Annotated in this window: 24 protein-coding genes; 7 read left to right on the top strand and 17 right to left on the bottom strand. The window is 63.9% G+C overall.

What is annotated here, in order from left to right; translation table 11 throughout:
- The first annotated feature begins 6 nt into the window (after positions 1-6).
- Positions 7-2,772, top strand: a complete 2,766-nt coding sequence (mutS, locus tag HYG81_RS20015; protein WP_180841470.1) for a DNA mismatch repair protein MutS — start codon at positions 7-9, stop codon at positions 2,770-2,772.
- A 14-nt stretch (positions 2,773-2,786) separates the two neighbouring features.
- Here the strand turns inward: mutS and HYG81_RS20010 are convergent, their stop codons facing one another.
- A complete protein-coding gene (locus tag HYG81_RS20010; RefSeq protein WP_180841469.1) occupies positions 2,787-3,314 on the bottom strand; it encodes a GNAT family N-acetyltransferase in 528 nt (175 codons plus the stop codon).
- Positions 3,315-3,420: 106 nt separating this feature from the next.
- Between HYG81_RS20010 and HYG81_RS20005 the strand changes: the two genes are divergently transcribed.
- Both HYG81_RS20005 and HYG81_RS20000 read left to right on the top strand, forming a co-directional pair.
- Positions 3,421-3,564 (top strand): hypothetical protein, encoded by a 144-nt coding sequence (locus HYG81_RS20005; RefSeq protein WP_180841468.1) that lies wholly within the window; start codon positions 3,421-3,423, stop codon positions 3,562-3,564.
- A 132-nt stretch (positions 3,565-3,696) separates the two neighbouring features.
- Positions 3,697-4,152, top strand: a complete 456-nt coding sequence (locus HYG81_RS20000) for a YbhB/YbcL family Raf kinase inhibitor-like protein (protein WP_180841467.1) — start codon at positions 3,697-3,699, stop codon at positions 4,150-4,152.
- A gap of 36 nt (positions 4,153-4,188) precedes the next feature.
- Here the strand turns inward: HYG81_RS20000 and nucS are convergent, their stop codons facing one another.
- Positions 4,189-4,932 carry an endonuclease NucS gene (nucS, locus tag HYG81_RS19995; protein WP_180841466.1) on the bottom strand — a complete coding sequence of 248 codons (744 nt, stop codon included), beginning with the start codon at positions 4,930-4,932 and terminating at the stop codon, positions 4,189-4,191.
- A 123-nt stretch (positions 4,933-5,055) separates the two neighbouring features.
- On the opposite strand from nucS, the gene HYG81_RS19990 reads away from it, so the two are divergent.
- A complete protein-coding gene (locus tag HYG81_RS19990) occupies positions 5,056-5,670 on the top strand; it encodes a hypothetical protein (protein ID WP_180841465.1) in 615 nt (204 codons plus the stop codon).
- 40 nt (positions 5,671-5,710) lie between these two features.
- Here the strand turns inward: HYG81_RS19990 and HYG81_RS19985 are convergent, their stop codons facing one another.
- Positions 5,711-6,196 carry a DUF7984 family protein gene (locus HYG81_RS19985; RefSeq protein ID WP_180841464.1) on the bottom strand — a complete coding sequence of 162 codons (486 nt, stop codon included), beginning with the start codon at positions 6,194-6,196 and terminating at the stop codon, positions 5,711-5,713.
- A 495-nt stretch (positions 6,197-6,691) separates the two neighbouring features.
- On the opposite strand from HYG81_RS19985, the gene HYG81_RS19980 reads away from it, so the two are divergent.
- Positions 6,692-8,626: a beta-CASP ribonuclease aCPSF1 gene (locus HYG81_RS19980; protein ID WP_180841463.1), complete on the top strand. Its 1,935-nt coding sequence runs from the start codon at positions 6,692-6,694 to the stop codon at positions 8,624-8,626.
- Between the two features lie 319 nt (positions 8,627-8,945).
- Here the strand turns inward: HYG81_RS19980 and HYG81_RS19975 are convergent, their stop codons facing one another.
- From HYG81_RS19975 to HYG81_RS19930, 10 genes are all read right to left on the bottom strand, one after another.
- Complete coding sequence (locus tag HYG81_RS19975) at positions 8,946-9,224, bottom strand: hypothetical protein (protein ID WP_180841462.1); 279 nt, start codon at positions 9,222-9,224, stop codon at positions 8,946-8,948.
- Positions 9,225-9,764 carry a potassium transporter TrkG gene (locus HYG81_RS19970; RefSeq protein ID WP_226376058.1) on the bottom strand — a complete coding sequence of 180 codons (540 nt, stop codon included), beginning with the start codon at positions 9,762-9,764 and terminating at the stop codon, positions 9,225-9,227.
- On the bottom strand, positions 9,728-10,729 hold the full coding sequence (locus HYG81_RS19965) for a potassium transporter TrkG (RefSeq protein WP_226375993.1): 1,002 nt from the start codon (positions 10,727-10,729) through the stop codon (positions 9,728-9,730). Before HYG81_RS19965 ends, HYG81_RS19970 begins: the two co-directional genes overlap by 37 nt.
- 102 nt (positions 10,730-10,831) lie before the next feature.
- Positions 10,832-11,500: a 5,6-dimethylbenzimidazole synthase gene (bluB, locus tag HYG81_RS19960; protein WP_180841460.1), complete on the bottom strand. Its 669-nt coding sequence runs from the start codon at positions 11,498-11,500 to the stop codon at positions 10,832-10,834.
- Between the two features lie 105 nt (positions 11,501-11,605).
- Entirely contained in the window at positions 11,606-12,418 is an 813-nt protein-coding gene (locus HYG81_RS19955; protein WP_180841459.1) for an endonuclease III domain-containing protein, read from the bottom strand.
- An 81-nt stretch (positions 12,419-12,499) separates the two neighbouring features.
- Complete coding sequence (locus tag HYG81_RS19950; RefSeq protein ID WP_180841458.1) at positions 12,500-12,913, bottom strand: DUF371 domain-containing protein; 414 nt, start codon at positions 12,911-12,913, stop codon at positions 12,500-12,502.
- Between the two features lie 112 nt (positions 12,914-13,025).
- Entirely contained in the window at positions 13,026-13,394 is a 369-nt protein-coding gene (locus tag HYG81_RS19945; RefSeq protein WP_180841457.1) for a hypothetical protein, read from the bottom strand.
- A gap of 79 nt (positions 13,395-13,473) precedes the next feature.
- Complete coding sequence (locus tag HYG81_RS19940) at positions 13,474-14,817, bottom strand: alkaline phosphatase family protein (RefSeq protein WP_180841456.1); 1,344 nt, start codon at positions 14,815-14,817, stop codon at positions 13,474-13,476.
- Positions 14,818-14,992: 175 nt separating this feature from the next.
- Positions 14,993-15,130, bottom strand: coding sequence for a hypothetical protein (locus HYG81_RS19935; RefSeq protein ID WP_180841455.1), 138 nt, complete (start codon positions 15,128-15,130; stop codon positions 14,993-14,995).
- A gap of 151 nt (positions 15,131-15,281) precedes the next feature.
- Positions 15,282-15,812 carry an inorganic diphosphatase gene (locus tag HYG81_RS19930; protein ID WP_180841454.1) on the bottom strand — a complete coding sequence of 177 codons (531 nt, stop codon included), beginning with the start codon at positions 15,810-15,812 and terminating at the stop codon, positions 15,282-15,284.
- A 205-nt stretch (positions 15,813-16,017) separates the two neighbouring features.
- Between HYG81_RS19930 and HYG81_RS19925 the strand changes: the two genes are divergently transcribed.
- Entirely contained in the window at positions 16,018-16,377 is a 360-nt protein-coding gene (locus tag HYG81_RS19925; protein ID WP_180841453.1) for a PadR family transcriptional regulator, read from the top strand.
- Here HYG81_RS19925 and HYG81_RS19920 read toward each other — a convergent pair.
- Positions 16,374-17,006 carry a DUF7108 family protein gene (locus HYG81_RS19920; protein ID WP_180841452.1) on the bottom strand — a complete coding sequence of 211 codons (633 nt, stop codon included), beginning with the start codon at positions 17,004-17,006 and terminating at the stop codon, positions 16,374-16,376. The genes HYG81_RS19925 and HYG81_RS19920 overlap by 4 nt on opposite strands.
- A 363-nt stretch (positions 17,007-17,369) precedes the next feature.
- On the bottom strand, positions 17,370-17,963 hold the full coding sequence (rnhA, locus tag HYG81_RS19915) for a ribonuclease HI (protein ID WP_180841451.1): 594 nt from the start codon (positions 17,961-17,963) through the stop codon (positions 17,370-17,372).
- Positions 17,964-18,125: 162 nt separating this feature from the next.
- On the opposite strand from rnhA, the gene HYG81_RS19910 reads away from it, so the two are divergent.
- Positions 18,126-19,088: a transcription initiation factor IIB gene (locus tag HYG81_RS19910; RefSeq protein WP_180841450.1), complete on the top strand. Its 963-nt coding sequence runs from the start codon at positions 18,126-18,128 to the stop codon at positions 19,086-19,088.
- Positions 19,089-19,151: 63 nt separating this feature from the next.
- Here HYG81_RS19910 and gfcR read toward each other — a convergent pair whose 3' ends face one another.
- Positions 19,152-19,811, bottom strand: a complete 660-nt coding sequence (gene gfcR / locus HYG81_RS19905) for a transcriptional regulator GfcR (RefSeq protein ID WP_180841449.1) — start codon at positions 19,809-19,811, stop codon at positions 19,152-19,154.
- Complete coding sequence (locus HYG81_RS19900) at positions 19,808-20,932, bottom strand: glucose 1-dehydrogenase (protein WP_180841448.1); 1,125 nt, start codon at positions 20,930-20,932, stop codon at positions 19,808-19,810. The genes gfcR and HYG81_RS19900 overlap by 4 nt, the downstream gene beginning before the upstream one ends.
- Between the last annotated feature and the right edge of the window lie 55 nt (positions 20,933-20,987).

The raw sequence follows: 20,987 nt of genomic DNA, 5'->3' as shown, positions 1-20,987 counted from the left end.
TCGGGTATGGATCCGGCGCTTGGCCCGCCCGAGGCGATGGCCACAAAGCGCGACGAGCTGACGCCCATGATGGCGCAGTATCACGACCTCTGTGCGCGCTACGACGACGCGATCGTCCTCTTCCAGGTGGGGGACTTCTACGAGACGTTTTGCGGCGCGGCCGAACGCACCGCGCGCCTGCTCGAGATCGCCCTGACCAGCCGCGAGGACAACACCGGCGAGTACCCGATGGCCGGTATCCCGATCGATAACGCCGAGTCGTACATCGAGGAGCTGCTCGAGGCGGGCTATCGAGTCGCGGTGGCCGATCAGGTCGAAGAGCCCGGCGAGACGTCGGGTGTCGTCGAGCGAGCCGTCACCCGGGTTATTACGCCGGGGACGCTCACCGAGGACGAACTGCTCGCGAGCGACGACAACAACTTCGTGGCCGCGATTGCCCGCGGGGATGCATCCGACTCCGGCAGCGGCGACGGCGAACTCGCGCTCGCCTTGCTCGACGTCTCCACGGGCGATTTCCTCGCGACGAGTTCCACCTCGAGGGAGTCCGTCGCGGACGAGGTGAGCCGATTCGCTCCCGCGGAGGCCGTCGTCGGACCGGAGGCACCCACCGATGTCTTCCCGACGGATTGTATGGTCACGCCGTACGACGAGGTGGCGTTCGACCGCGACCGCGCGGGTGAGAAACTCGCGACGTACTTCCGGAACCCCGACGCCTTGCTCGCGAGCGACGCCGAAATCAGGGCCTGCGGCGCGTTACTCTCCTACGCGGAGTACGTTCGCGGCGGCACACACGAGGGCGAGCGCGGTGAGACGGACGACGAAGCCGACACGGGCGAAGCCGACGCCGAGACGAACGACGACGGAATCGACACCGAGGCCGACGACGCACACCTCGAGTACATCACCCACCTCACGCGGTACGATCCGCGGGAGTACCTGCTGCTCGACGCCGTCGCCCTGCGGAGCCTCGAGCTCTTCGAACCCCGGGCCGTCCACGGCCAGGAGGACGCGACGCTCATCGGTGTGCTCGACGAGACCGCCAGCGCGCTCGGCGGCCGGAAACTGAGAGACTGGCTCCGGCGGCCGCTGCTCGAGCCCGATCGGATCGAGGCGCGGCTGGACGCCGTCGAGGAACTCACGAGCGCGGTCCAGACGCGCGAGCGGCTGCACGACCGGCTGCGCGAGGTATACGACCTCGAGCGACTGATCGGACGGATCTCCCGCGAGCGAGCGAACGCCAGAGACCTGCGCTCGCTGCGGGACACCCTCGCCGTGGTGCCCGACGTTCGCGAGGGACTCGCCGATGCCGACTGCGACCGCCTCCGGCGGCTCCACGCCGCGCTCGATCCGCTGACGGACGTCCGCGAGTTGATCGAGGACGCGATCGTCTCGGAGCCGCCGATCGAGATCACCGAGGGCGACATCATCGCCGAGGGGTACGACGACGATCTGGACGAACTGCGCGGGACCGCCCGCGACGGCAAACAGTGGATCGACGACCTCGAGGAGCGCGAACGCGAGCGGACGGGGGTCGGCTCGCTGAAGGTCGGCTACAACTCGGTCCACGGCTACTACATCGAGGTGACGAACCCGAACCTCGAGTCGGTACCGGACGACTACCAGCGCCGCCAGACCCTCAAGAACTCCGAGCGGTTCGTCACGCCGGAGCTCAAGGAGCGCGAGGATCAGATCGTCGGCGCGGAAGAGCGCGCGGACGAGCGCGAGTACGAACTGTTCTGCGAGGTCCGCCGGGAAATCGCGGATGAAGTCGAACGCGTTCAGGACCTCGCCGAGGCGCTCGCGACGCTGGACGCGCTCGTCTCCCTCTCGAGCGCTGCGGCCCAGTACGACTACTGCCGGCCGGAGATCGTCGAGCGCGATGGGAGCCAGACCCTCGAGATCGAGGGCGGTCGCCATCCCGTCGTCGAGCGCACGCAGGAATCGTTCGTCCCGAACGACGCCCGATTCGAGCGTGATCGGCGGCTGGCGGTAATCACGGGGCCGAATATGTCCGGAAAATCGACCTACATGCGTCAGGTGGCGCAGATCGTCCTGTTGGCTCAGGTCGGGAGCTTCGTCCCCGCCAGCGCGGCCCGGATCACGCCGGTCGACCGGATCTTCACCCGCGTCGGTGCCAGCGACGACATCGCCGGCGGGCGATCGACGTTCATGGTCGAGATGGACGAACTCGCGACGATCCTGCGGGAAGCCGACGAGCACTCGCTCGTCCTGCTGGACGAAGTCGGACGTGGCACCTCGACGGCCGACGGGACGGCCATCGCGCAGGCGATCACCGAGCACCTCCACGACGCGGTCGGCGCGACGACCCTCTTCGCGACCCACCACCACCCGCTGACCGAACTCGCGGACGACCTCAAGGCCGCGTTCACGCTGCACTTCGAGGTCGATCAGGTAGACGGCGAGGTCGTCTTCCACCACGAAATCGCGCCCGGCGCGGCGACGGGCTCCTATGGCGTCGAGGTCGCGACCGCGGCCGGCGTCCCCGGCTCCGTCGTCGACCGCGCGCGGAATCTGGTTGCGGACGCGGACGACAGCGAACTCGAGGCGGGCGCCGACGCCGACGCGGATGCCGAGACGGTCGAGGATACGGCGCTCGAGCCGGACGACGGATCGGCGTCGACGGCTACTGCAGATGGGGGCGACGTACCGACCGACGTAGCCGCAGAACTCCGCGCGCTCGACCTCGCACACCTCACCCCCGTCGAGGCGCTGACGGAACTCGATCGGCTGAAGCAGTTGCTTGAGGAGTGAGGCTGGCGCTTTCCTCAGCCGTCGTCGACCAGCGGCTTCCGGTAGACGAGGAGTTCGAAAGGATCGTCGAACCCCTCGATCCGTTCGCGGTGGACTTCTTCGAAGCCCTGTGCCTCGTAGAGTCGACGCGCTGCGGTTTGTTTCGCCATCGTGTCGAGTACGATCTGGGGAGTGGCCTGTAATCGAGCGCGCCACTCGAGTTCCTCGTAGATCCGTCGACCGTATCCTCGTCGCTGATAGTCGGGGTCGACGCGCATTCGAGTGAGTTCGACTGCGCCATCCATCAGGTCGGGAACGATCTTCGCGATGTAGTCCGTCTCTTCCACTGGACGAAACCCACCCATCGCGACGATACTTCCGTCTAGTTCGCTGACGAGGAACTCCCCATCACCGTCAACGTACGTCTCGAAAACTCGCTCGAGATCGGTATCCGAAGCGGTGTCGACGTAGACCCCCGCATCTCGCATGGCTGTTTCGTGCAGTTCACGGACCTGATCGCCGTCTTCCGGCCGATATCGTCGGATCCTCGGATCGTTCTCCATACTCGAATAGTGTGTACCCGATCTGAAAAATGACATTGGTTTGGTGCATTGTCGGGCTGCAGTGACCAGCACAATACACAACTATCCCGCTGCTGTCGTGGTATTCATGACATATCGAACAACGATCGGGTGGTCGCTCATCACCTCGGGCATCGTCACGCTACTGCTATCGTATCTTCCGGGGCAGTCGTGGATGTGGGGAATCGGGCTGCTGGTGCTGGGAATCATAATATTCACTGTTCGCCGGTAACATCTGCGCTGACCGGAACCAATTCGATTGCAACAACCCCGGTGGTACTGTCGTCATCCCGAGGAGCTGTAAGGTTCTTCTATTCCGGTGGTGAACGGCCAACGCTGGCGTTACACGAAGGAGCTGATCGACATGGGAGACCTCACACTCGAGAGCCCGGAGTTCGACCACGGCGATCGAATCCCCGAGGAGTACGGCTACACGAAAGACAACGTCAACCCGCCCCTCGAGATCGACGGCGTTCCGGACGACGCCGACTCGCTCGCGCTGATCGTGGACGACCCCGACGCGAAAGAGCCTGCCGGGAAAGTGTGGGAGCACTGGCTCGTCTGGAATATTCCGCCGGAGACGACGACGATTTCGGCAGGCTGGTCACCGGACGACGCGACAGAAGGGACGAACGACTTCGGCGAGACCGGCTACGGCGGCCCGAATCCGCCGGACAGAGAGCACACCTACCGATTCAAACTGTTCGCGCTGGATACGACGCTCGAACTCGGACCCGACGCCGGCGCGGACGACCTCGGGTCGGCGATTGACGGTCACGTCATCGAACGGGCGCAACTCGAGGGAACGTATCCGGCCTGACGGAGCAGCGGGACTCGACCCAGCGTTGCAACGAAATCACTCGGCCGGCGGCTCGAGCGAGACGAACTCGAGGCCGTGGTCCGTCAGGAGCCGCTGGGCGCGATCGGTCACCGACGGGGCGACCAGTATCCCGCGAACGGCCGCATCGGCGTGTAAATCGCGCTCGAGGGCGTCGACGTAGCGCCGGAGCTGGCTCACCGCGTCGGGGCCGACGCGGCGGCGCTTCAGTTCGACCACGACCGCTCGGCCAGTCGAGTCCTCGCCGTAGATGTCGACCGCACCGGCCGGCGTGTCCCGCTCGGTCGCAAGCGGCGTAAACCCCGTCTCGAGTAGGTCGGGGTCCTCGAGGATCCGCTGGCGGAGATCCTCCTCGGTCCCGACGAGCGCGAGCTCGTTCTCGTCCGTACCCGAGAACGCGGATACCTGCAGCACCTCCTGAAACCTGACACACAGCCGTTCATCCGGCGTCGACCGGAGACTCTCGAGGACGAGCGTCCCGTCCGCACAGGACACGTCGTGGGCACAGCCCGGCGGCTGCCAGTTGACCGGCTGCTGGCCCTCGTCGGTGTGGACCAGCGCCGCGCCGTCGGGTTTGAGCATGACGTGGCGATCCCCCGCCTCGAGGTAACTCGTCGCCCGGCCGTCGTAATCGACGGTACACCGCCCGTAGACGGTCACGATGGCGTCGCGATCGATCCCGCGGGCGATCACGTCGCGGGCCGCCGTCGGCGTCGGCCCCTGGAGGGTTTCCGTTCGGTGAGCGTGCTCTGGGTCCGTCACTGGCCGTACTAGCGCCGGGACGGATAAAAGGACCCCGCTGTCGGGCGGATTCGCGGCGATTCGGCGGGCTCGAATCCGCCCAACGCAGAAGGTATATCCACGTTCGTCCCCGCGCACGATACGATGTCGAACCTATCGACCCGTCGCGGGTTCCTCGCACTGTCCGGTACCGGCGTCGCCGCATCGCTCGCGGGCTGTTCGCAACTCGATTCGATGGGGCAGTCGAACGACGAGGAGACGAACGCGGTCACGCTATCGGTCACGCCGGACCGGGAGAAGCTGACCAGTCTCGAGGAAGAGATCCAAGCCGATATCGACGACGGCAATCTCAGCGATCAGGAGGCGGCCCAGGAGTTCGAGGAGAGACGACGCGAATTGACGAAAGAAGCCACGACGTCGTTCGAGGAATCGGCCGGCGAGAACGACATTTCGGTCGAGGAGTCGGAGCCGAAGTACGGACTGCTCCGCGTTACGGGGCCCGACGATGAGATCATGGATGCCCTTCAAAACGGCGCCGTCGGCGGCATCTATCCCGGTGAGCAGTACGAACTATTCGTTCAGCAACAGCAGCGCCAGGAGCAACAACAGGCGATAGTCGAAGAACAGCAGCAAGCACAGGAGGGCAACGAGACGAACGGTTCCGACTCCGGCAACGTGACCGACGAATCCGGTTCCGGTAATGAGACGATCGGTTCCGGTAACGAGTCTCCCGACTCCGGCAACGAGACGGCCGAGTAACTCGACCACCGGCCAACAGTCGGCTACTCCTTCCCCTGAATTATCGCTCGAGAGCGAACGGACTCTCGCGTTCGGTCCAGTTCCAGCCCGGGAGTCGCTCCTGAAAGCCGGCAGCGAGCGCCGCCTCGCAATCGTCGATACCGGCGTTCTCGCTCGCGTCGCCGTGGACCTGGATATCGGCGTAGTGGAAGGTCGCTTCGCCGAGCGTCCGCAGTGGCTGGTTGCCGGCGATCGTCGCAGCCAGTTCCCGCCCGAGGAGTTCATCGACGACGAACCCTGGATAATCGTTTTCCACGTCGAGGTCTCTGAGGATTGCGACCAGAACGGCGACGTTGACGGCCAGATCGCCGTCGGCGAAGACGGCGTCGACTTCCTCGCGATACTGGTCTGCTGTTACTGCGTCCACGTCGGTCCCGAAGACCTCGCCGAGGTCGGCGCGGACGTCGTTGATGAGCGGGACGATCCGATCGGCGCGGTCGACGACCCAGTTTCGTTCCTCACGGACTCGAGCAGGCGTGATGTGCATGGGATGGGATACCGGAGAAGACGGTACCGGTCACCAAAACGCTGTACCATCGGTCACAACTGCGCCGTCGACGAGTGCGATGGAACCATACCACGCTCTGAATGTGACTGCGTTGTGATCACGACACAGTGGGGCGTTCAGTAACTGGCTGCCGACGGTATACTGCCGCTGTGGTCATGTTTTGCGAAGGCTTTTATACTACGCAAAGAATAGCCTCGAGTAAGCGGGTTCTCCCTGGAATTGTCCCGCACGTACCAGGATAACCGATCCGGGGGCGTCTTCATCAGGTATGGAGTTGGATACAATGATTCGGGAGACGAGACGGAGTGTGAGCTACGTTGTCCCGTTCGGACAACGCTCACATATGTCGTGGCGGCCACCGGTCAACGGTCGTCACGACACTGCAATCCGTCGCTGGTCTCCTATCAATTCTGCCCCATCCGGCGGCGCACTCGATCCCGGACGGCGAGTTCACGCAAGCCACATTGGCGACCTATGAGCACTGTAGAGCAGCAACTCGACGATCTCGAGGCACAGATCACGAGCGAGTTACCGAGCGATATCTCGGTCTCCTCGGTGAAATACGAAGGCCCAGAACTGGTGGTCTATACGCGCGACCCGAAGAAGTTCGCCCAGCAGGGAGACCTCATTCGGCAGCTCGCGAGCAAGCTACGCAAGCGGATCACCGTCCGGCCGGATCCCAGCGTTCTCTCGCGACCCGAACAGGCGCGCGAGGAGATCATGAACGTCGTCCCCGAGGACGCAGGGGTCACCGATCTCGACTTTCATGCCGACACCGGCGAAGTCGTCATCGAGGCCGAAAAGCCCGGTATGGTCATCGGCCGTCACGGGTCGACGCTCCGCGAAATAACGAAGACCGTCGGCTGGACGCCCGAAGTCGTCCGCACGCCGCCGATCGAATCCTCGACCGTCTCGAACGTCCGTAGCTTTCTGAAACAGGAACGCGACGACCGCCGCGATATCCTCGAGAAGGTCGGCCGACAGATCCACCGCGAGGAGATGTCCGACGACGAGTACGTCCGCATCACGACGCTGGGCTGCTGTCGCGAGGTCGGCCGCGCGTCGTTCATTCTCTCGACGCCCGAGACACGGATTCTCGTCGACTGCGGCGACAAACCCGGTGCGGAGGGCGAAGTACCATATCTCCACGCGCCCGAAGCACTCGGAGCGGGGCCACAGACCATCGACGCGGTCGTCCTCACACACGCCCACCTCGACCACTCCGCGCTGATTCCGCTGCTGTTCAAGTACGGCTACGACGGCCCGATTTACTGTACCGAGCCCACGCGGGATCTGATGGGGCTGCTGACGCTCGACTACCTCGACGTCGCGGCTAAGGAAGGCCGAAGCCCGCCCTACGAGAGCGAACAGGTCCGCGAGGCCATCAAACACTGCATTCCCCTCGAGTACGGCGACGTCACCGACATCGCGCCGGACGTCAAACTCACCTTCCACAACGCCGGGCACATTCTCGGCTCGGCCGTCTCGCACTTCCACATCGGTGACGGCCTCTACAACGTCGCCTTCTCGGGCGACATTCACTACGACGATACCCGCCTGTTCAACGGCGCTGTCAACGACTTTCCGCGGGTCGAGACGCTCGTCCTCGAGTCGACCTACGGCGGTCGTAACGACTACCAGACCGATCAGGCCGACTCCGAGCGGACCCTCAAGGAGGTCATCAAGGAGACCTACGAAAAGGACGGAAAGGTCGTTATTCCGGCCTTCGCGGTCGGTCGATCCCAGGAGATCATGCTCGTCCTCGAGGAGGCGATGCGCAGCGGCGACATCCCCGAGATGCCGGTCCACCTCGACGGGATGATCTGGGAGGCGACGGCGATCCACACCACCTACCCCGAGTATCTCCGAGACGACCTGCGAGACCGCATCTTCCACGAGGACGAGAACCCGTTCCTCGCCGAGCAGTTCAACCACATCGACGCCGGCGAGGAGGAACGTCAGGAGGTCGCCGACGGCGAACCCTGCATCATCCTCTCGACCTCCGGGATGGTCACCGGTGGCCCGATTATGTCCTGGCTCGGCCATCTCGGCCCCGACCCGGACTCGACGCTCGTCTTCGTCGGCTACCAGGCCCAGGGAACCCTCGGCCGACGCATCCAGAACGGCTGGGACGAGATTCCGACCAGCGAAGTCGGCGCTATGGGCGGCGGCGACGGTCGCGGCACCCTCTCGCTGAACATGGGCGTCGAAACCGTCGACGGCTTCTCCGGCCACGCCGACCGCGCCGGCCTCGAGAACTTCGTCAAAACGATGAATCCGCGCCCCGAGAAGGTACTCTGTGTACACGGCGACGAGCGCTCCACGCAGGATCTCTCCTCGGCGCTCTACCACGACTACGACATGCGCACCTTCGCGCCGAAGAACCTCGAGACCTTCCGCTTCCTCTGAAAGTCTCCGAAAACGCGAAGCGTTTTCGAGAAGCCAAAAATCGCGAAGCGATTTTTGAGCTCCCACGCGATCGCTTGGCAGCGATCGCTCGCCCTTTTCAATTCTACCGGAGCGCCTGCGGCGCTCCGGTCGCCCGGAAATCTTCGATTTCCGCAGGCCGCCAGGTCCGCAACGCGGCGCGCAGATCTGCGCGCCGCGCCAGGTGACCTGCCCTTCCCCGTGACTCGAGCGCGCGCCTCCTGATCGAGGCGCGCACTCGAGTCGGCCGACGCAGATGGATCGATCGAGCGAGACCAAAGAGATGGAATGGAGTGGTGAATCAGGTGTCTGATACGTCCTCGTCGTTTATATTGGATTCATCGTCCGTCTCGCTCTGGTCGTCGGTCGTCGCCGTTTCTCGGTCCCAGATCCAGCCGCGGTAGCCGACGTAGCCCGGAATCAAGCAGAGATAGACGACTACGGCAGCCATCGTCGCCGGCGACCTGCCGAGAACGGCCACCGCTACGAGCAGTCCGATGCCGAACAGGAGCAGCGCCTCGAAGGAGACGTTCGAGGCCTCCTCGAACGGCGATTCGAGGAACGGCTCGAAATCGACCACTCAGAACACCTCCTCGGACAGGAGTGTGGCCGTGACGAGCACGGGGATGATCTCGAGGCGACCGATCCACATCGCGAGAACGAACGCGACCTTGAACGAAGTCGGGTTGGTCGCGTCGACGATTCCGGAACTCAGTCCGACGTTCCCCTGGACGCTTGCGACCTCGAAGAGGACGTTCGCGGTCGTGTACTCGGCAGGGAGGACGAGCAGGGCGACGAGACTCGTCACGAAGAGCATGACGAACCAGAGCACGGCAATGACGGCGGCGGTATCGAACTCGGCCGAGGCACCGCCAGCGGTGTCTGCACTCGAGTCGCTGGGTTCGTAGACGCTCATACCGTGCTCGGATGCGTCGAGCAGGATCCGGCGGACGCGGACGATCTTCACGCCACCGGCGGTCGAGCCGGCCGTGCCGCCGACGATCATCGACAGCGTGACGACCAGCAATCCCGGGGCCGCCCACGAGTTGCCGAGTCCGGTATCGGTCTGGAACCCGGTACAGGTCAGCCCCGAGACCAGCTGGAAGGCGCCGTAGCGGATCGCCGCAGTGGTGTCCGGATACGAGGCCGTGACGACGAGCGAGCCGACGGCCGTGACCGCTCCGAGTCCGAGCGCGCCGAATAGCCACGTCGTCTGGCGTCTCCCCGGACCTTGTCGAGATCGCCACGAAAGAGGAAAAAGAGGAGTCTGAACGACACCGCGCCGACGATCATGACGGGCAACAACGCGAGTTCGATCATCGGGTCGTCGTAGGACTCGATACTCGAGCCGGTAATCGTGAACCCGCCGGTCGTGACGCCAGTCATCGCGTGGTTGAGCGCGGCCCAGGGCGTCATTCCGACGAGCCAGAGCAAGAGCGCGCTCGCGACGGTCAACAGGGCGAGCAGCCACCACAGCGCCGCAGCCGTCCCGGCAGTCGTCGAGCGAATCGCCTCCGTGGGTGCCATGTTCCCGTGAATGGCCGAAAACGAATCGCTCTCCTCGCTGCTGACGAACGCCGCCGCGAGCACGATAACACCGATGCCGCCGATCCACTGGACGAGCGAACGCCACCACTGCAGGCTTCGCGGTAGCTCACCCGGATCGGTCGCCATGCTGAATCCCGTCCCCGTGACGCCGCTCATCCCCTCGAAAACCGCGTCGATCGGCGCGAGGAACGTCTCTAGCGAGCCCGTCATTCCGGGGACGGCGACCAGCGGCGGCTGGAGCCGAACCGTCCAGGCAACCAGCAACAGCGGCACGGCGCTCAGGAGGCCGGCGACGAACCAGCCGACGGCAACGGTGATGACGCCCGAGGACATGCTGTTCGCGTCCTCCGGGGCGTCGAACACGGTCTCGAAACCGAGGCCGAACCCGGCCGCCAGTCTGGCGGTCAGCAGGAAGGCGGGAATCGCGTAGAACTCGCCCCACGCGATCGCGACGACGGTCGAGAGCGCCGGTAAGAAGGCGTAGATCTTGACGAGCGTGCCGAAATCGTAGAGCGAACGACGAAGTGTCTCGTCCATCGTGGTGGGCGGCCGGGAGCAACCGCTTGCGGGCAGTACGAAAACAACGCGAAAAAACGTTCGTCCGGGATACGCAGGTGACGGCTTGAGTAGTGTCCTCTCCTATCCGTCGTCGGTGGTCCGCTCGTCCTCCCATCGTTCCTCGTGGACGAGCGGTTCCACCTCGAGCCGATCGCGCCAGCCCTCCTGCTGGAGGACCGGCTCCTCGGGGAAGCCGTCCTCGGGATAGCCCAGACAGAGGTACGCGACCGGCTTAACGTGCGGTGGAATTCCGAGGGTCTCCCGAACCTCGTGTGGGTAGAGGACGCTCACCCAGCCCACGCCGACCCCCTCCGCTCGAGCGGCCAGCCAGAGGTTCTGCACCGCGAGACAGGTCGAGTACACGTCGGTCTGTCTCATCGAACTGCGACCCAACACGTGGGGCGCGCCGCGGGTCGGATCGCAGGTCACGCAGACGTTGACCGGAGACTCGCGGATCCCCTCGAGTTTCAGCGCGGCGAACTCGCTTTTCTCCGGTTCCTCGTAGCCCTCGCGGGCGGCTGCGATGGCGCGCGCCGCGATCTCGGCGATCGCAGATTTCGTCCCGTCGTCGCTGACGACGACGAGGTCCCACGGTTGCGAAAAGCCGACGCTCGGGGCGTGGTGTGCGGCCCGAATCAGTCGCTCGAGGATTTCGTCCGGAACTGGTTCGTTGCGAAACCGCCGGATATCGCGCCGGGCGTAGATCGTCTTGTACACCGCGTCCCGTTCCGCTTCCGTGAAGGCAACCATTGATTCAGTTCTCCAACCAGCGTTGTATAAAGTCAGTGACTGGCCGTCGACGCACGGCTTCGAACGCTATCGAACGCAGGACCGTCGTACTCGACCGTCAGTCGGTCACTCGAGCGTCTCGGCTGGGTCGATGACTTCATCCGTCGCGGGGTAGACCCCAACCTGATCGCAGATATCGGCCATCGGACAGGCGTCAGGATCCTCGAGACACGCCGGTTTCCGCGCTGTGCAGTACTCGCGACCGAACTGGATCGTCGCCGTGTGGCCGAACCCGCACTTGGCCGCGGGCACGTCGCGCTCGAGGACGGCCCGAACCCCCTCGTGGTCCGCGTTCGGCGGGGCGATCCCCATGCGCCGATAGATCCGGTGGACGTGCGTGTCGACGGGGAAAACGCCGCCTCGACCGCCCGCGAACAGCAGGACGCAGTCGGCGGTCTTCGGGCCGATGCCGCGGACCTCGAGCAGCGTCTCGCGAACCGTTTCGGGATCCTCGTCCTTGACGAAGGCGTCGAACGCCGCGGCGGAGCCGAACTCCTCGAGGACCCACTCCGCGGTGTCAATGAGCGTCTCAGACTTTTGATTGTACAGCCCCGCACCGCTGATCGTTTCGGCGAGAATCGATTGCTCGGCGCTTGCGAGCGATCCGGCGAGATCCACATTGTTCCCGCCATACCGCTCGAGCAGCGCGTCGTGGGCCGGCTGACTCGCCTTGTCGCTGGTGTTCTGGCTCAGAATCGTCCGGACGAGGCAGGTGAAGGCGTCCTGTCCGCCGTAGGTCTTTTGCCAATATAGCTCGCCCAGCCGATCGACGACGCGTTCCGCTCGAGTGTCAGCCGTCGCGGGATCGAATTCAGCGGCCGCGCCACCGCCTTCCCTGCCGCCGCTGATGTTCATGGTCGGCTCCGGATCGTCGCTCATAGCCGTCCGTTCGGACTCAGCGACCAAAACCGCGACGGACGGTTCCGACTCGAGTCCACCGGTTCCGTACTGCGACCGAGATCACTCGACGGAAATCGTCACCGTCGCTTCGGCCCCGTCGGCCAGTGCTGCGACGAGGTCGCGGTCGAACCCCTCAGCGGCGAACTCGGCTCCGAGCACGATCGTTCGATCGTCGACGTAGTCGCTCGTCCGACCGACCGCGCTGCGCTCGCTCGTGAACTCGAGGGCCGGATCGCCGCGTCCCGTCACGGACGCCGTGTGGCCGTCGGCCTCGACGGTGACCGTGATCGTCGCGCCGGCGTCTCGGCAGGCCGCGACGAATTCGGGGTCGAAGTCCGCCGGCGCGCGATCGGCATCGATCGCGAGGATGCAGTCGCCCGCCGGAGTGAGATAGTCGTCGGTCGTCACCTCGAAGGTGCTCGCGTGCTCGGCGCTGACGTTCTCGTGGCCGCGAGCGTGAATGACCTCGTCCATGGAGAGCGGTTCGTTGCCGGCCGGAAAACGGGATCGAATCGGATCGGCACAGCGGCGCTGTGGAACGGTCGCGGGTCGCGTTTCGTCCTGGCTCGAGCCTCGAGTGACGGTGCTACGATTCCGAGCGATACCCCGCTCGGAATTCGCGGGCCCCGGCACCGATCGCATTGCCGAGGAGGACGACGAGCAGGATCGAAACGAGTCCGATGCCGGACTCCTCGTGCAGAGACCCCGTCGCGATTTCGACGGCAGTCGCAATCACCGCGCCGATGACTGCGAACGCGGCCAGCCCGAGCTGGAGGGACGAGCCGCTTCGACGCGACAGCACGTACTGGGGCATTCCAACGCCGACGGCCAGATAGATCGCGATTCCGACTGCCGTCAGCCCGAGAACAGCCGGACTCTCCGTGAGAGCACTGACGATGCCGGCGAGTACGATCGCACCGGCGAGACAGCTTGCGACGATAGCGGAATCGTTCATCGTATCGCATTACTGTCACCGAATAAATAAGTGCCGCTGGTCGAACCGATCGCCGCTCAGAGTCGAACCGGTCGCCGCTTCAGATCAGACTCGCGCCGTCGAAATCGCCGCGGCTGTACTCGACCTCCATCAGATCGAGAATCGTCGGCGTAATGTCGAACAGGTCGGCGTCCTCGATCGTCGCGTCCGGGCGATCGATGTACAGCGACGTATCGTCGAAGCTGTGCATCCCGTCGCGCGGCCCGGTGGCGAATATCTCGGAGTCGGCCTTGAAGCCGGACTTGAGGTCGAAGCCGTTGTTCGGGATCGCGACCAGATCGGGTGCGATGTCGTCGTGATCGCCGCGGAAGGCCTCCTCCTTCTCGACGACACGGTCGACCACTTTGTTACCGTCGGGCCCCTCGAGCGCCTCGAGGTCGGCCTTGAGCTCGTCCCGGACCGCGTCGTACTCGGACTCGGGAACGGCCCCGCGGGGTTCGCGACCCTCGAGGTTGATGTAGAAGCGCCCGGGGATGAACGAGTACGCCTTCGCGTCGTCGGAAATGTCGCTCAGTTCCTCGGGGTCGTCGGTTCCGAAGGAGAGCCAGCCCTCCTCTATGAGCCACTCGTTGAAGTGGACCTCGTAGTCGAGGCTGGTAAAGCCGTGGTCGGAGGCGACGATCAGGGTGACGTCCTCCGGCAGCGAGTCGCGTAGGCGGCCGATGTAGTCGTCGACCTTCTGATAGAACTCGATGAACTCCTCCTTGTACTCGCCGTCTCGCTCGTAGTCCTTGAAGAGGAAGTGGTTGACTCGGTCGGTCGTCATGAAGACGCCGAAGAAGAGGTCCCAGTCGTCCTCCTCGATGTAGTGCTGGAAGGCCTCGTACTGCGCGTCGATCGTCGCGTGAGCGTCCTCGATAAACTCGGACTTGTCGTCCTGATGGCCGAGTTTCGGATTGACGTCGATCCGGTAGTCCAGCGTCTCGAGGTAGTCGCGGACGTCGTCGGGGTAGGCTGCCTTGTCGAGGCCCGGCGAGAGGAAGCCCGAGACCATCCGCTGGACGTCGCGCTGGGGCGGGAAGGTGACGGGAACGTTCATCACCGTCGCCTTGCGGCCGCTCTCCTGAACGCGGTCCCAGACGCGGGTGGCCTGGACGTCCCGACCCATCGGGACGTAGGTGTCGTAGGTGCCGACTTCTCGGTCCTGAAAGCCGTAGACGCCCGTCTCACCGGGGTTCATCCCGGTCGTCAGCGACGGCCAGCAGGCGCTGGATTCCGGCGGAACGATGCTCGAGATTTCCTCGGCGGTCCCGTCGTCGGCGATCGCAGCGAAGTTCGGGAACAGTTCCTCGTTCTCCGAGAGGAGACTATACGGCACGCCGTCGACCCCAATAAACGCGACTCGGGGGTCGCCGTCGCCCCGCAGTCGATCGAACAGACCCATGAACGGACGTAGTTCAACCGGATACAAGAAGGTTCGTTTCGGGACAGAGTTTTGCGAATGACTGACACGACAGTCGCGACACCGCCGGACAGTCGTCGTGAACGCAGTGGTCACCCATCCGGGACGACGGGGACCGACAGCTCGTCAGTGTTGTTACGCGCTACGTGTGCGTGGATCACTCCGCGCTGCGTCCGCTCGAGTCATCGGGATCGAAGTTGGTCGGGACGACAGTGGGGTGGGCCATGCCTGCAGCGGACTCGGCTGCGTCGTCGGCCGACGATGACGCCTGTGAGGCGGAATCGGATGCTGCCATACAAGGAGAACTACGGCGGGAGCGGGGATAAAATTACTCATGCTCATAATGCATGTCCCGGTCGGTCGAAGATAACTCTCGAGAATCGACGTGGTGCCGAGACGGGAAAACGGACCGCACCGCCGATCGCACTGCAGTCGACAGTTCGGCTCTAGAAGTTCTCGTCGTAGAGATCCTGGGCGTGTTCGATCGCGTCGTAGGCGGCCTGTTTGTCCTCCCAACCCTGCGTTTCGACTTCCTTGCCCTCCTCCAGGTTCTTGTAGCTCGAGAAGAACTCGTCGATCTCGTCGAGTTCCTGCTGTGGGATGTCGTCCAGGTCCTCGATGTGATCGTAGCGCGGATCCTCGCTCGGAACGGCGATGACCTTGTCGTCCTGTTCGCCGTCGTCGTCCATCTTCATGAGCGCGACGGGACGGGCTTCGATAATGCAGCCGGGGAACGTCGCATCCTCGACGAGCACGAGCACGTCGAAGGGATCCTCGTCGTCGTAGTACGACTGCGGGATGAAGCCGTAGTCACTCGGATAGTGGACGTTGCTGTGCAGTACGCGGTCGAGAACGACGCCCGGGACGTCCTTGTCGTACTCGTATTTGTTTCGCTCGCCCTTGAGACACTCCACGACGGCGTAGATCTCTTCTGGCGGATTCGGTCCAGTTTCGAGGTCTTCCCAGAGGTTGACCATGTACCGGAGAGTCGACGGTCGATCAAAAAGTACTTTCGTAATCGAGTGTCACTAACTATGCGACGGTTGCCAGATCTACAAGAGACACGAATCGGGCACATCCACCGGTGCCCGGCACTGTAGCGGCCGGAAACGGGTTGTACAACCGGCTGATACGAAGGGTTAGTTGACAAGTCTTAAATAGTCTGGTGACATTTGCACACGTATGTCAGAGGCACAATCAATCACCGGCGAACAGAGTATTGCACGCGAACTCACCGCCTTCCAGAACAACATCCTCGTCATCCTCGCGAAGGAGCCAATGTACGGTCTTGCGATCAAGCGAGAGCTCGAGGATTACTACGGGACGGAAGTAAATCACGGACGACTCTACCCGAACCTCGACGAGCTCGTCGACCTGGGCCTCGTCGAGAAGAGCGAACTCGACAAACGAACGAACCAGTACTCGCTGACCGACGACGGCTACGACGCCGTCCTCGACGGCATCCAGTGGACCCTCTCGAAGGTCGTCACCGGTGACGACCGCGCCGACGAGATCAGCGACATCGTCGAGAACAGCTACTAACGCTCGGAGTCTGGGACCGACCCAGCAGTCTCGAGGATCAGTTCGATCGAGTCCTCGAGCACATTTTGCTGTTTTTCGGTTGGCCAGGTGTTCCTGACGACGTACTCCCGCCGGAACTCCGCGAGCTCGTCGCTCGTCAGTGACTCGATCGGCTTCGCGTAGTGATTGCCCGCGAAATCGGCCAGCATCGCCGCATTGTCGCCGTGGACGTCGCCGTGATCCTCCCTGACCGCCGCGACGAGGTCTCGGTTGTGCTCGTCGACGGACTCCCAGTCGTCCGGATCCCCGGTCCCCTCGAGCAGAATCTCCACTGCGCGGTCGATGTCCTCGATACAGTCGGTCCTGATGACGCCGTCCTCGTGCCACTCCTCGGGATGGAGGACCAGGACATCGTCGCCGTCATCGTCGCGGATGCGGGACGTGAAGTCGTGCTCGTCGAGCAGTTCCTCGGACCGGGTTTCGTAGGCCTCGACCTCGTTTTCGTCGACCGCGGTGCGCTCGAGTCGGGTCAGTCGTTCGACTTCATCGACGACCTCTCTCGGAAGGTCCGTGTCTTTCAGGTTGTCGGCACCGTCCCCGTCCTGTTGGTTGTCCTCGCCGTCGGCCTCGACTGCGTTCGGATCGGTCATAGGAGGGCGTACGCACTCGAGCGGTTTTCCCCTTGCTGATTCAGCTCCGATATGGCGCGAATACGATCGAGTAGTGAATGGTGCAGTAGGTTCTGCTGGGGATCGTGAGGAGAAGTGTCCTGCTATCGTGGCAACAGGGACTCGCCACGCCCTCCCCAGCCGATTCGCTCGTTGCACTCGCTCATCCCTCGCGCAGCTTCGGGCCGCGGCTCACCGGTGGTTCGCGGCTCCCTGCGGTCACCGCTCACACCATCGAGGCCTTCACTTCGTTCAGGCCTCGCAGTTCACCGCGCCACAGCGCGCGCCACCGCACGCCGGATGGTTGGTCCAGAATGAAACGTATCCGCCCTGAATTGAGTGACCCTAGGCCTGATCCAGCGCCTCGTTCACGAGGCCGTCCGCGCGGTCGTTGGCCTCTCGAGGGACGTATTCGAGAGTCCACTCGTCGAACGATTGCAGCAGTTCGTGGACGGTGACGCGCTTCTCGCGGAGTTCCGGGTTGTTGGTGTCGTACTCGCCGCGGACCTGCTTGACGATGAGTTCCGAATCGCCGCGGATGTGAACCTCGTCGTACTCGTAATCGTTCGCGGCCTCGAGCGCCGCGATCAGCGCCTCGTACTCGGCCTGGTTGTTCGTAGCCGTTCCGATCGTCTCGCCGTCTTCGGCGACGATTCCGTCGCCGGTGACGATCACCCAGCCGATCGCGGCGGGACCCGGGTTCCCGCGGGAGCCACCGTCGAAATAGACGTGGGCGCGCCCGCCGCCCTCGCGGAGCAACGCCTCGATATCTCGCGGGTCCGACCCCTGAATCACGACCTTATTATCGTAGGCGACGGCCGTCGCGCCGCCGCGGCTCGCCCGCCAGCGCTCGTGGTCAGTGTTTCCCGAGTCGACGGTGACGCCCGCCTCCTCGAGTCGTTCGCGAGCTGCCTCGACGTCGCACTCGATGACCGGCATTCGTGTCCGTGATCGGCCAGAGTCGGATAAAGACTTTCCGGTTCCGTATCGTAAAAGTGAGGAGTGAACGCTTGTCTGTGCCGTTTTCAAGCAATACGGGCCGACGGTCGAAATAGCGGACCAAACATTTATATACCATACTGAGACTACTATAAAAGTGCGATGACACGGTCCACCCGCCAGCGGGAGCGAACGCGCGAGACGGACGAGACCGAGGATCAAGAGGGGGTACGTGCCTGCCCCGAGTGTGAATCGGACAATCTCGTCAAGGACTCCGACCGGGGAGAGCTCATCTGCGAAGACTGTGGGCTCGTCGTGGAGGAGGAACAGATCGACCCCGGCCCGGAGTGGCGGGCGTTCAATCACCAGGAACGGCAGGAAAAGTCCCGCGTCGGCGCGCCGACGACCCAGACGATGCACGACAAGGGGCTGACGACGACGATCGACTGGAAAGATAAGGACGCCTACGGCCGCTCGATTTCTTCGAAAAAGCGCAGCCAGATGCACCGGCTGCGCAAGTGGCAGGAACGCATTCGAACCAAAGACGCCGGCGAGCGGAATCTCCAGTTCGCGCTCAGCGAGATCGACCGGATGGCCTCTGCACTCGGTGTGCCACGCTCGGTCCGCGAGGTCGCGTCGGTCATCTATCGACGCGCGCTCAAAGAAGACCTCATCCGCGGGCGCTCGATCGAGGGCGTCGCGACGTCGGCGCTGTACGCCGCCTGTCGCAAGGAGGGAATTCCGCGAAGCCTCGAAGAAATCTCGGAAGTCTCACGCGTCGAACGCAAAGAAATCGGTCGCACGTATCGATACATCTCGCAGGAACTCGGCCTCGAGATGCGACCCGTCGACCCGAAAAAGTACGTCCCGCGCTTCTGTTCTGAACTCGAACTATCCGAAGAGGTCCAGACCAAGGCCAACGAGATCATCGAGAAGACGGCCGAGAAAGGACTGCTTTCAGGCAAGTCACCAACGGGCTACGCCGCGGCCGCGATCTACGCCGCGTCGCTGCTTTGCAACGAGAAGAAGACCCAACGCGAGGTCGCCGACGTCGCACAGGTGACCGAGGTGACGATCCGGAACCGGTACCAGGAGCAGATCGAAGCGATGGGCATTCACGGCTAGGCTGAACGCCGTTTCCACTCCTGTTTTTATCGCATCGAGAATCCGATCCAGCGACTGCGTCGGCTACTCGTCTGTCCCGACGCTGATGACCTGCAACAGCGAGTAGACCGGGACACCCTCGAGTTCCTCGAGGCCCTGTTTGTCCGCGAGGACGATGCAGGCGAGCGGTTTGCCGCCGTCGGCGCGGATCGCCTCGATCGTCTCGCGCATGGTGGTGCCGCTGGTGATGGTGTCGTCGACGATGTAGCACTCGCGATCGCGGATGCCGGCGAAATTTCTGGAGAAGGTGCCGCCGAGATCCTCGATGTCGCCCTCCTCCCACTGGTGTTTCGCGGGGGTGTACGTTCCGAGATCCGTCTCGAGTTCGCGGGCGACCAGCGTCGCGATGGGACCACCGGCCTTCTCGATGCCGATCGTCAGATCGACGTCCTCACCGTGTTTGGCGAGCATGTCGGCCATCGCCTCGGCGATGGCGCTCATCCGTTTGCTGTCCCGGCCGATCGCGGACCAGTCGACGTGGATGTCCTGTGGACCGCTCGGACCGGCGGTCTCATCGGTTCGCTGGGGTGGCTGTTCGGTCGCCTGCGGGGTGGTTCCGCTGCGCTCGACGAGCCAGCTCGCGGTCTCCCGGGAGACGTTCAGTTCGTCTGCGATCTCGCCCTTCGAGAGGCCCCGGGCTGCGAGCTCGGCCGCGCTCTCGATCAGGTCGTCGACGTTTTTCATATGTCCCTGAATTCGACCGCCGTTTTTATAGTCGTGTCGTCATCCGGAGCCCCCGCTGACGCGTGGCCGGCGGCCGCGACGCGCGCGGTCGCCTTCGGAAACGCCCGGTCGACCGATTCGAGGCCGTAGATACCGGTAACGATCGACTCGAGGGTCCAGTCGGGCAGCGCGTCGAGGGTGTCGATGGCCGCTTCGAAGTGACGGCGGTTGGAGTTGACGCTGCCGACGACGGCCTTGTTGTGGAGCACGAGTTCGCGGTGCAGTCGGCCGCCGTCGACCTCGAACGACCAGTCGCTAGGGACGCCGAGCAGGGCGGCGACGCCGTTGGGGGCGAGCGCGTCGATCGATTCGAAGGCGTGTTTCGCGTACCCGGTCGCTTCGTAGACGACGTCCATCGGCTCGTATGCGCCCGGAATCTCGGAGACCGGCGTCTCGCGGGAGTCGATGTAGGTCGCGCCGAGCCGTTCGATGATGTCGATCATCGGGTGCGGCCGATCTTTCCGGCCGAGACAGTAGACTCGCTCGTAGTCGAGCGTCGTCGCGAACATCGCGACGGTCAACAGCCCCAGCGAACCGGTACCGAGGACGAGCGCGGATTCGGGCCGCCAGTCGAACGCCGAGCGCGTCGCGCGAGCGTGTTCGATTGCCTTCTCGGTGATGCTGATCGGTTCGACGAGAAACCCCCACTCCGCTAACTCGGCCGGAATCGGAACGAGATCCGCTGCCGGACTCGTAATGTACTCCGCCATGAACCCGTGTGCGCCGACGATACCGCGTTCGACGTACTCGCCGTCGGGAGCCATATCCGGCTCACCGCGCTCGAAGTACTCGTTCGTCTCGACGCCCGCAGGAGGCCGTCGAACCGTCGGGACGACGTACTGGCCCTCCTCGAGTTCGGTTCCGTTCGCGTCTTCGACGACGCCGACGGCCTCGTGGCCGAGTACCAGTTGATCGTCTCCGTCGGGAACGCCGCCGTGGCTCCCCTCGATGACCTCGTAATCGGTCCCGTCGACACCGACGCGACAGATCCGTACGAGCGCTTCGCCGGACGCTGGTTCTGGAACGGGTCGCTCGACGACCACCGGGCTCCCCGCTCCGGGCTGGACGACAATGGCTTTCATACACCCTAGTAAGAACCGTGAGGATAAATATTTATTCCTCTCCGAGTAAACATCG

It is taken from the genome of Natrinema zhouii (genome assembly GCF_013456555.2).
In the GTDB taxonomy this organism is placed as follows: Archaea; Halobacteriota; Halobacteria; order Halobacteriales; family Natrialbaceae; genus Natrinema; species Natrinema zhouii.
The sequence above is the reverse complement of the archived record's forward strand: the minus strand, read 5'-3'. Positions and strand labels throughout refer to the sequence as shown.

What these genes read in the sequence shown, in the direction of transcription:
- mutS (WP_180841470.1), top strand. Translation starts at nt 7, where the DNA reads ATGGATCCGGCGCTTGGCCCGCCCGAGGCGATGGCCACAAAGCGCGAC.
- HYG81_RS20010 (WP_180841469.1), bottom strand. Translation starts at nt 3,314, where the DNA reads ATGGAGAACGATCCGAGGATCCGACGATATCGGCCGGAAGACGGCGAT.
- HYG81_RS20005 (WP_180841468.1), top strand. Translation starts at nt 3,421, where the DNA reads ATGACATATCGAACAACGATCGGGTGGTCGCTCATCACCTCGGGCATC.
- HYG81_RS20000 (WP_180841467.1), top strand. Translation starts at nt 3,697, where the DNA reads ATGGGAGACCTCACACTCGAGAGCCCGGAGTTCGACCACGGCGATCGA.
- HYG81_RS19990 (WP_180841465.1), top strand. Translation starts at nt 5,056, where the DNA reads ATGTCGAACCTATCGACCCGTCGCGGGTTCCTCGCACTGTCCGGTACC.
- HYG81_RS19985 (WP_180841464.1), bottom strand. Translation starts at nt 6,196, where the DNA reads ATGCACATCACGCCTGCTCGAGTCCGTGAGGAACGAAACTGGGTCGTC.
- HYG81_RS19980 (WP_180841463.1), top strand. Translation starts at nt 6,692, where the DNA reads ATGAGCACTGTAGAGCAGCAACTCGACGATCTCGAGGCACAGATCACG.
- HYG81_RS19965 (WP_226375993.1), bottom strand. Translation starts at nt 10,729, where the DNA reads ATGGACGAGACACTTCGTCGTTCGCTCTACGATTTCGGCACGCTCGTC.
- bluB (WP_180841460.1), bottom strand. Translation starts at nt 11,500, where the DNA reads ATGGTTGCCTTCACGGAAGCGGAACGGGACGCGGTGTACAAGACGATC.
- HYG81_RS19955 (WP_180841459.1), bottom strand. Translation starts at nt 12,418, where the DNA reads ATGAGCGACGATCCGGAGCCGACCATGAACATCAGCGGCGGCAGGGAA.
- HYG81_RS19950 (WP_180841458.1), bottom strand. Translation starts at nt 12,913, where the DNA reads ATGGACGAGGTCATTCACGCTCGCGGCCACGAGAACGTCAGCGCCGAG.
- HYG81_RS19945 (WP_180841457.1), bottom strand. Translation starts at nt 13,394, where the DNA reads ATGAACGATTCCGCTATCGTCGCAAGCTGTCTCGCCGGTGCGATCGTA.
- HYG81_RS19940 (WP_180841456.1), bottom strand. Translation starts at nt 14,817, where the DNA reads ATGGGTCTGTTCGATCGACTGCGGGGCGACGGCGACCCCCGAGTCGCG.
- HYG81_RS19935 (WP_180841455.1), bottom strand. Translation starts at nt 15,130, where the DNA reads ATGGCAGCATCCGATTCCGCCTCACAGGCGTCATCGTCGGCCGACGAC.
- HYG81_RS19930 (WP_180841454.1), bottom strand. Translation starts at nt 15,812, where the DNA reads ATGGTCAACCTCTGGGAAGACCTCGAAACTGGACCGAATCCGCCAGAA.
- HYG81_RS19925 (WP_180841453.1), top strand. Translation starts at nt 16,018, where the DNA reads ATGTCAGAGGCACAATCAATCACCGGCGAACAGAGTATTGCACGCGAA.
- HYG81_RS19920 (WP_180841452.1), bottom strand. Translation starts at nt 17,006, where the DNA reads ATGACCGATCCGAACGCAGTCGAGGCCGACGGCGAGGACAACCAACAG.
- rnhA (WP_180841451.1), bottom strand. Translation starts at nt 17,963, where the DNA reads ATGCCGGTCATCGAGTGCGACGTCGAGGCAGCTCGCGAACGACTCGAG.
- HYG81_RS19910 (WP_180841450.1), top strand. Translation starts at nt 18,126, where the DNA reads ATGACACGGTCCACCCGCCAGCGGGAGCGAACGCGCGAGACGGACGAG.
- gfcR (WP_180841449.1), bottom strand. Translation starts at nt 19,811, where the DNA reads ATGAAAAACGTCGACGACCTGATCGAGAGCGCGGCCGAGCTCGCAGCC.
- HYG81_RS19900 (WP_180841448.1), bottom strand. Translation starts at nt 20,932, where the DNA reads ATGAAAGCCATTGTCGTCCAGCCCGGAGCGGGGAGCCCGGTGGTCGTC.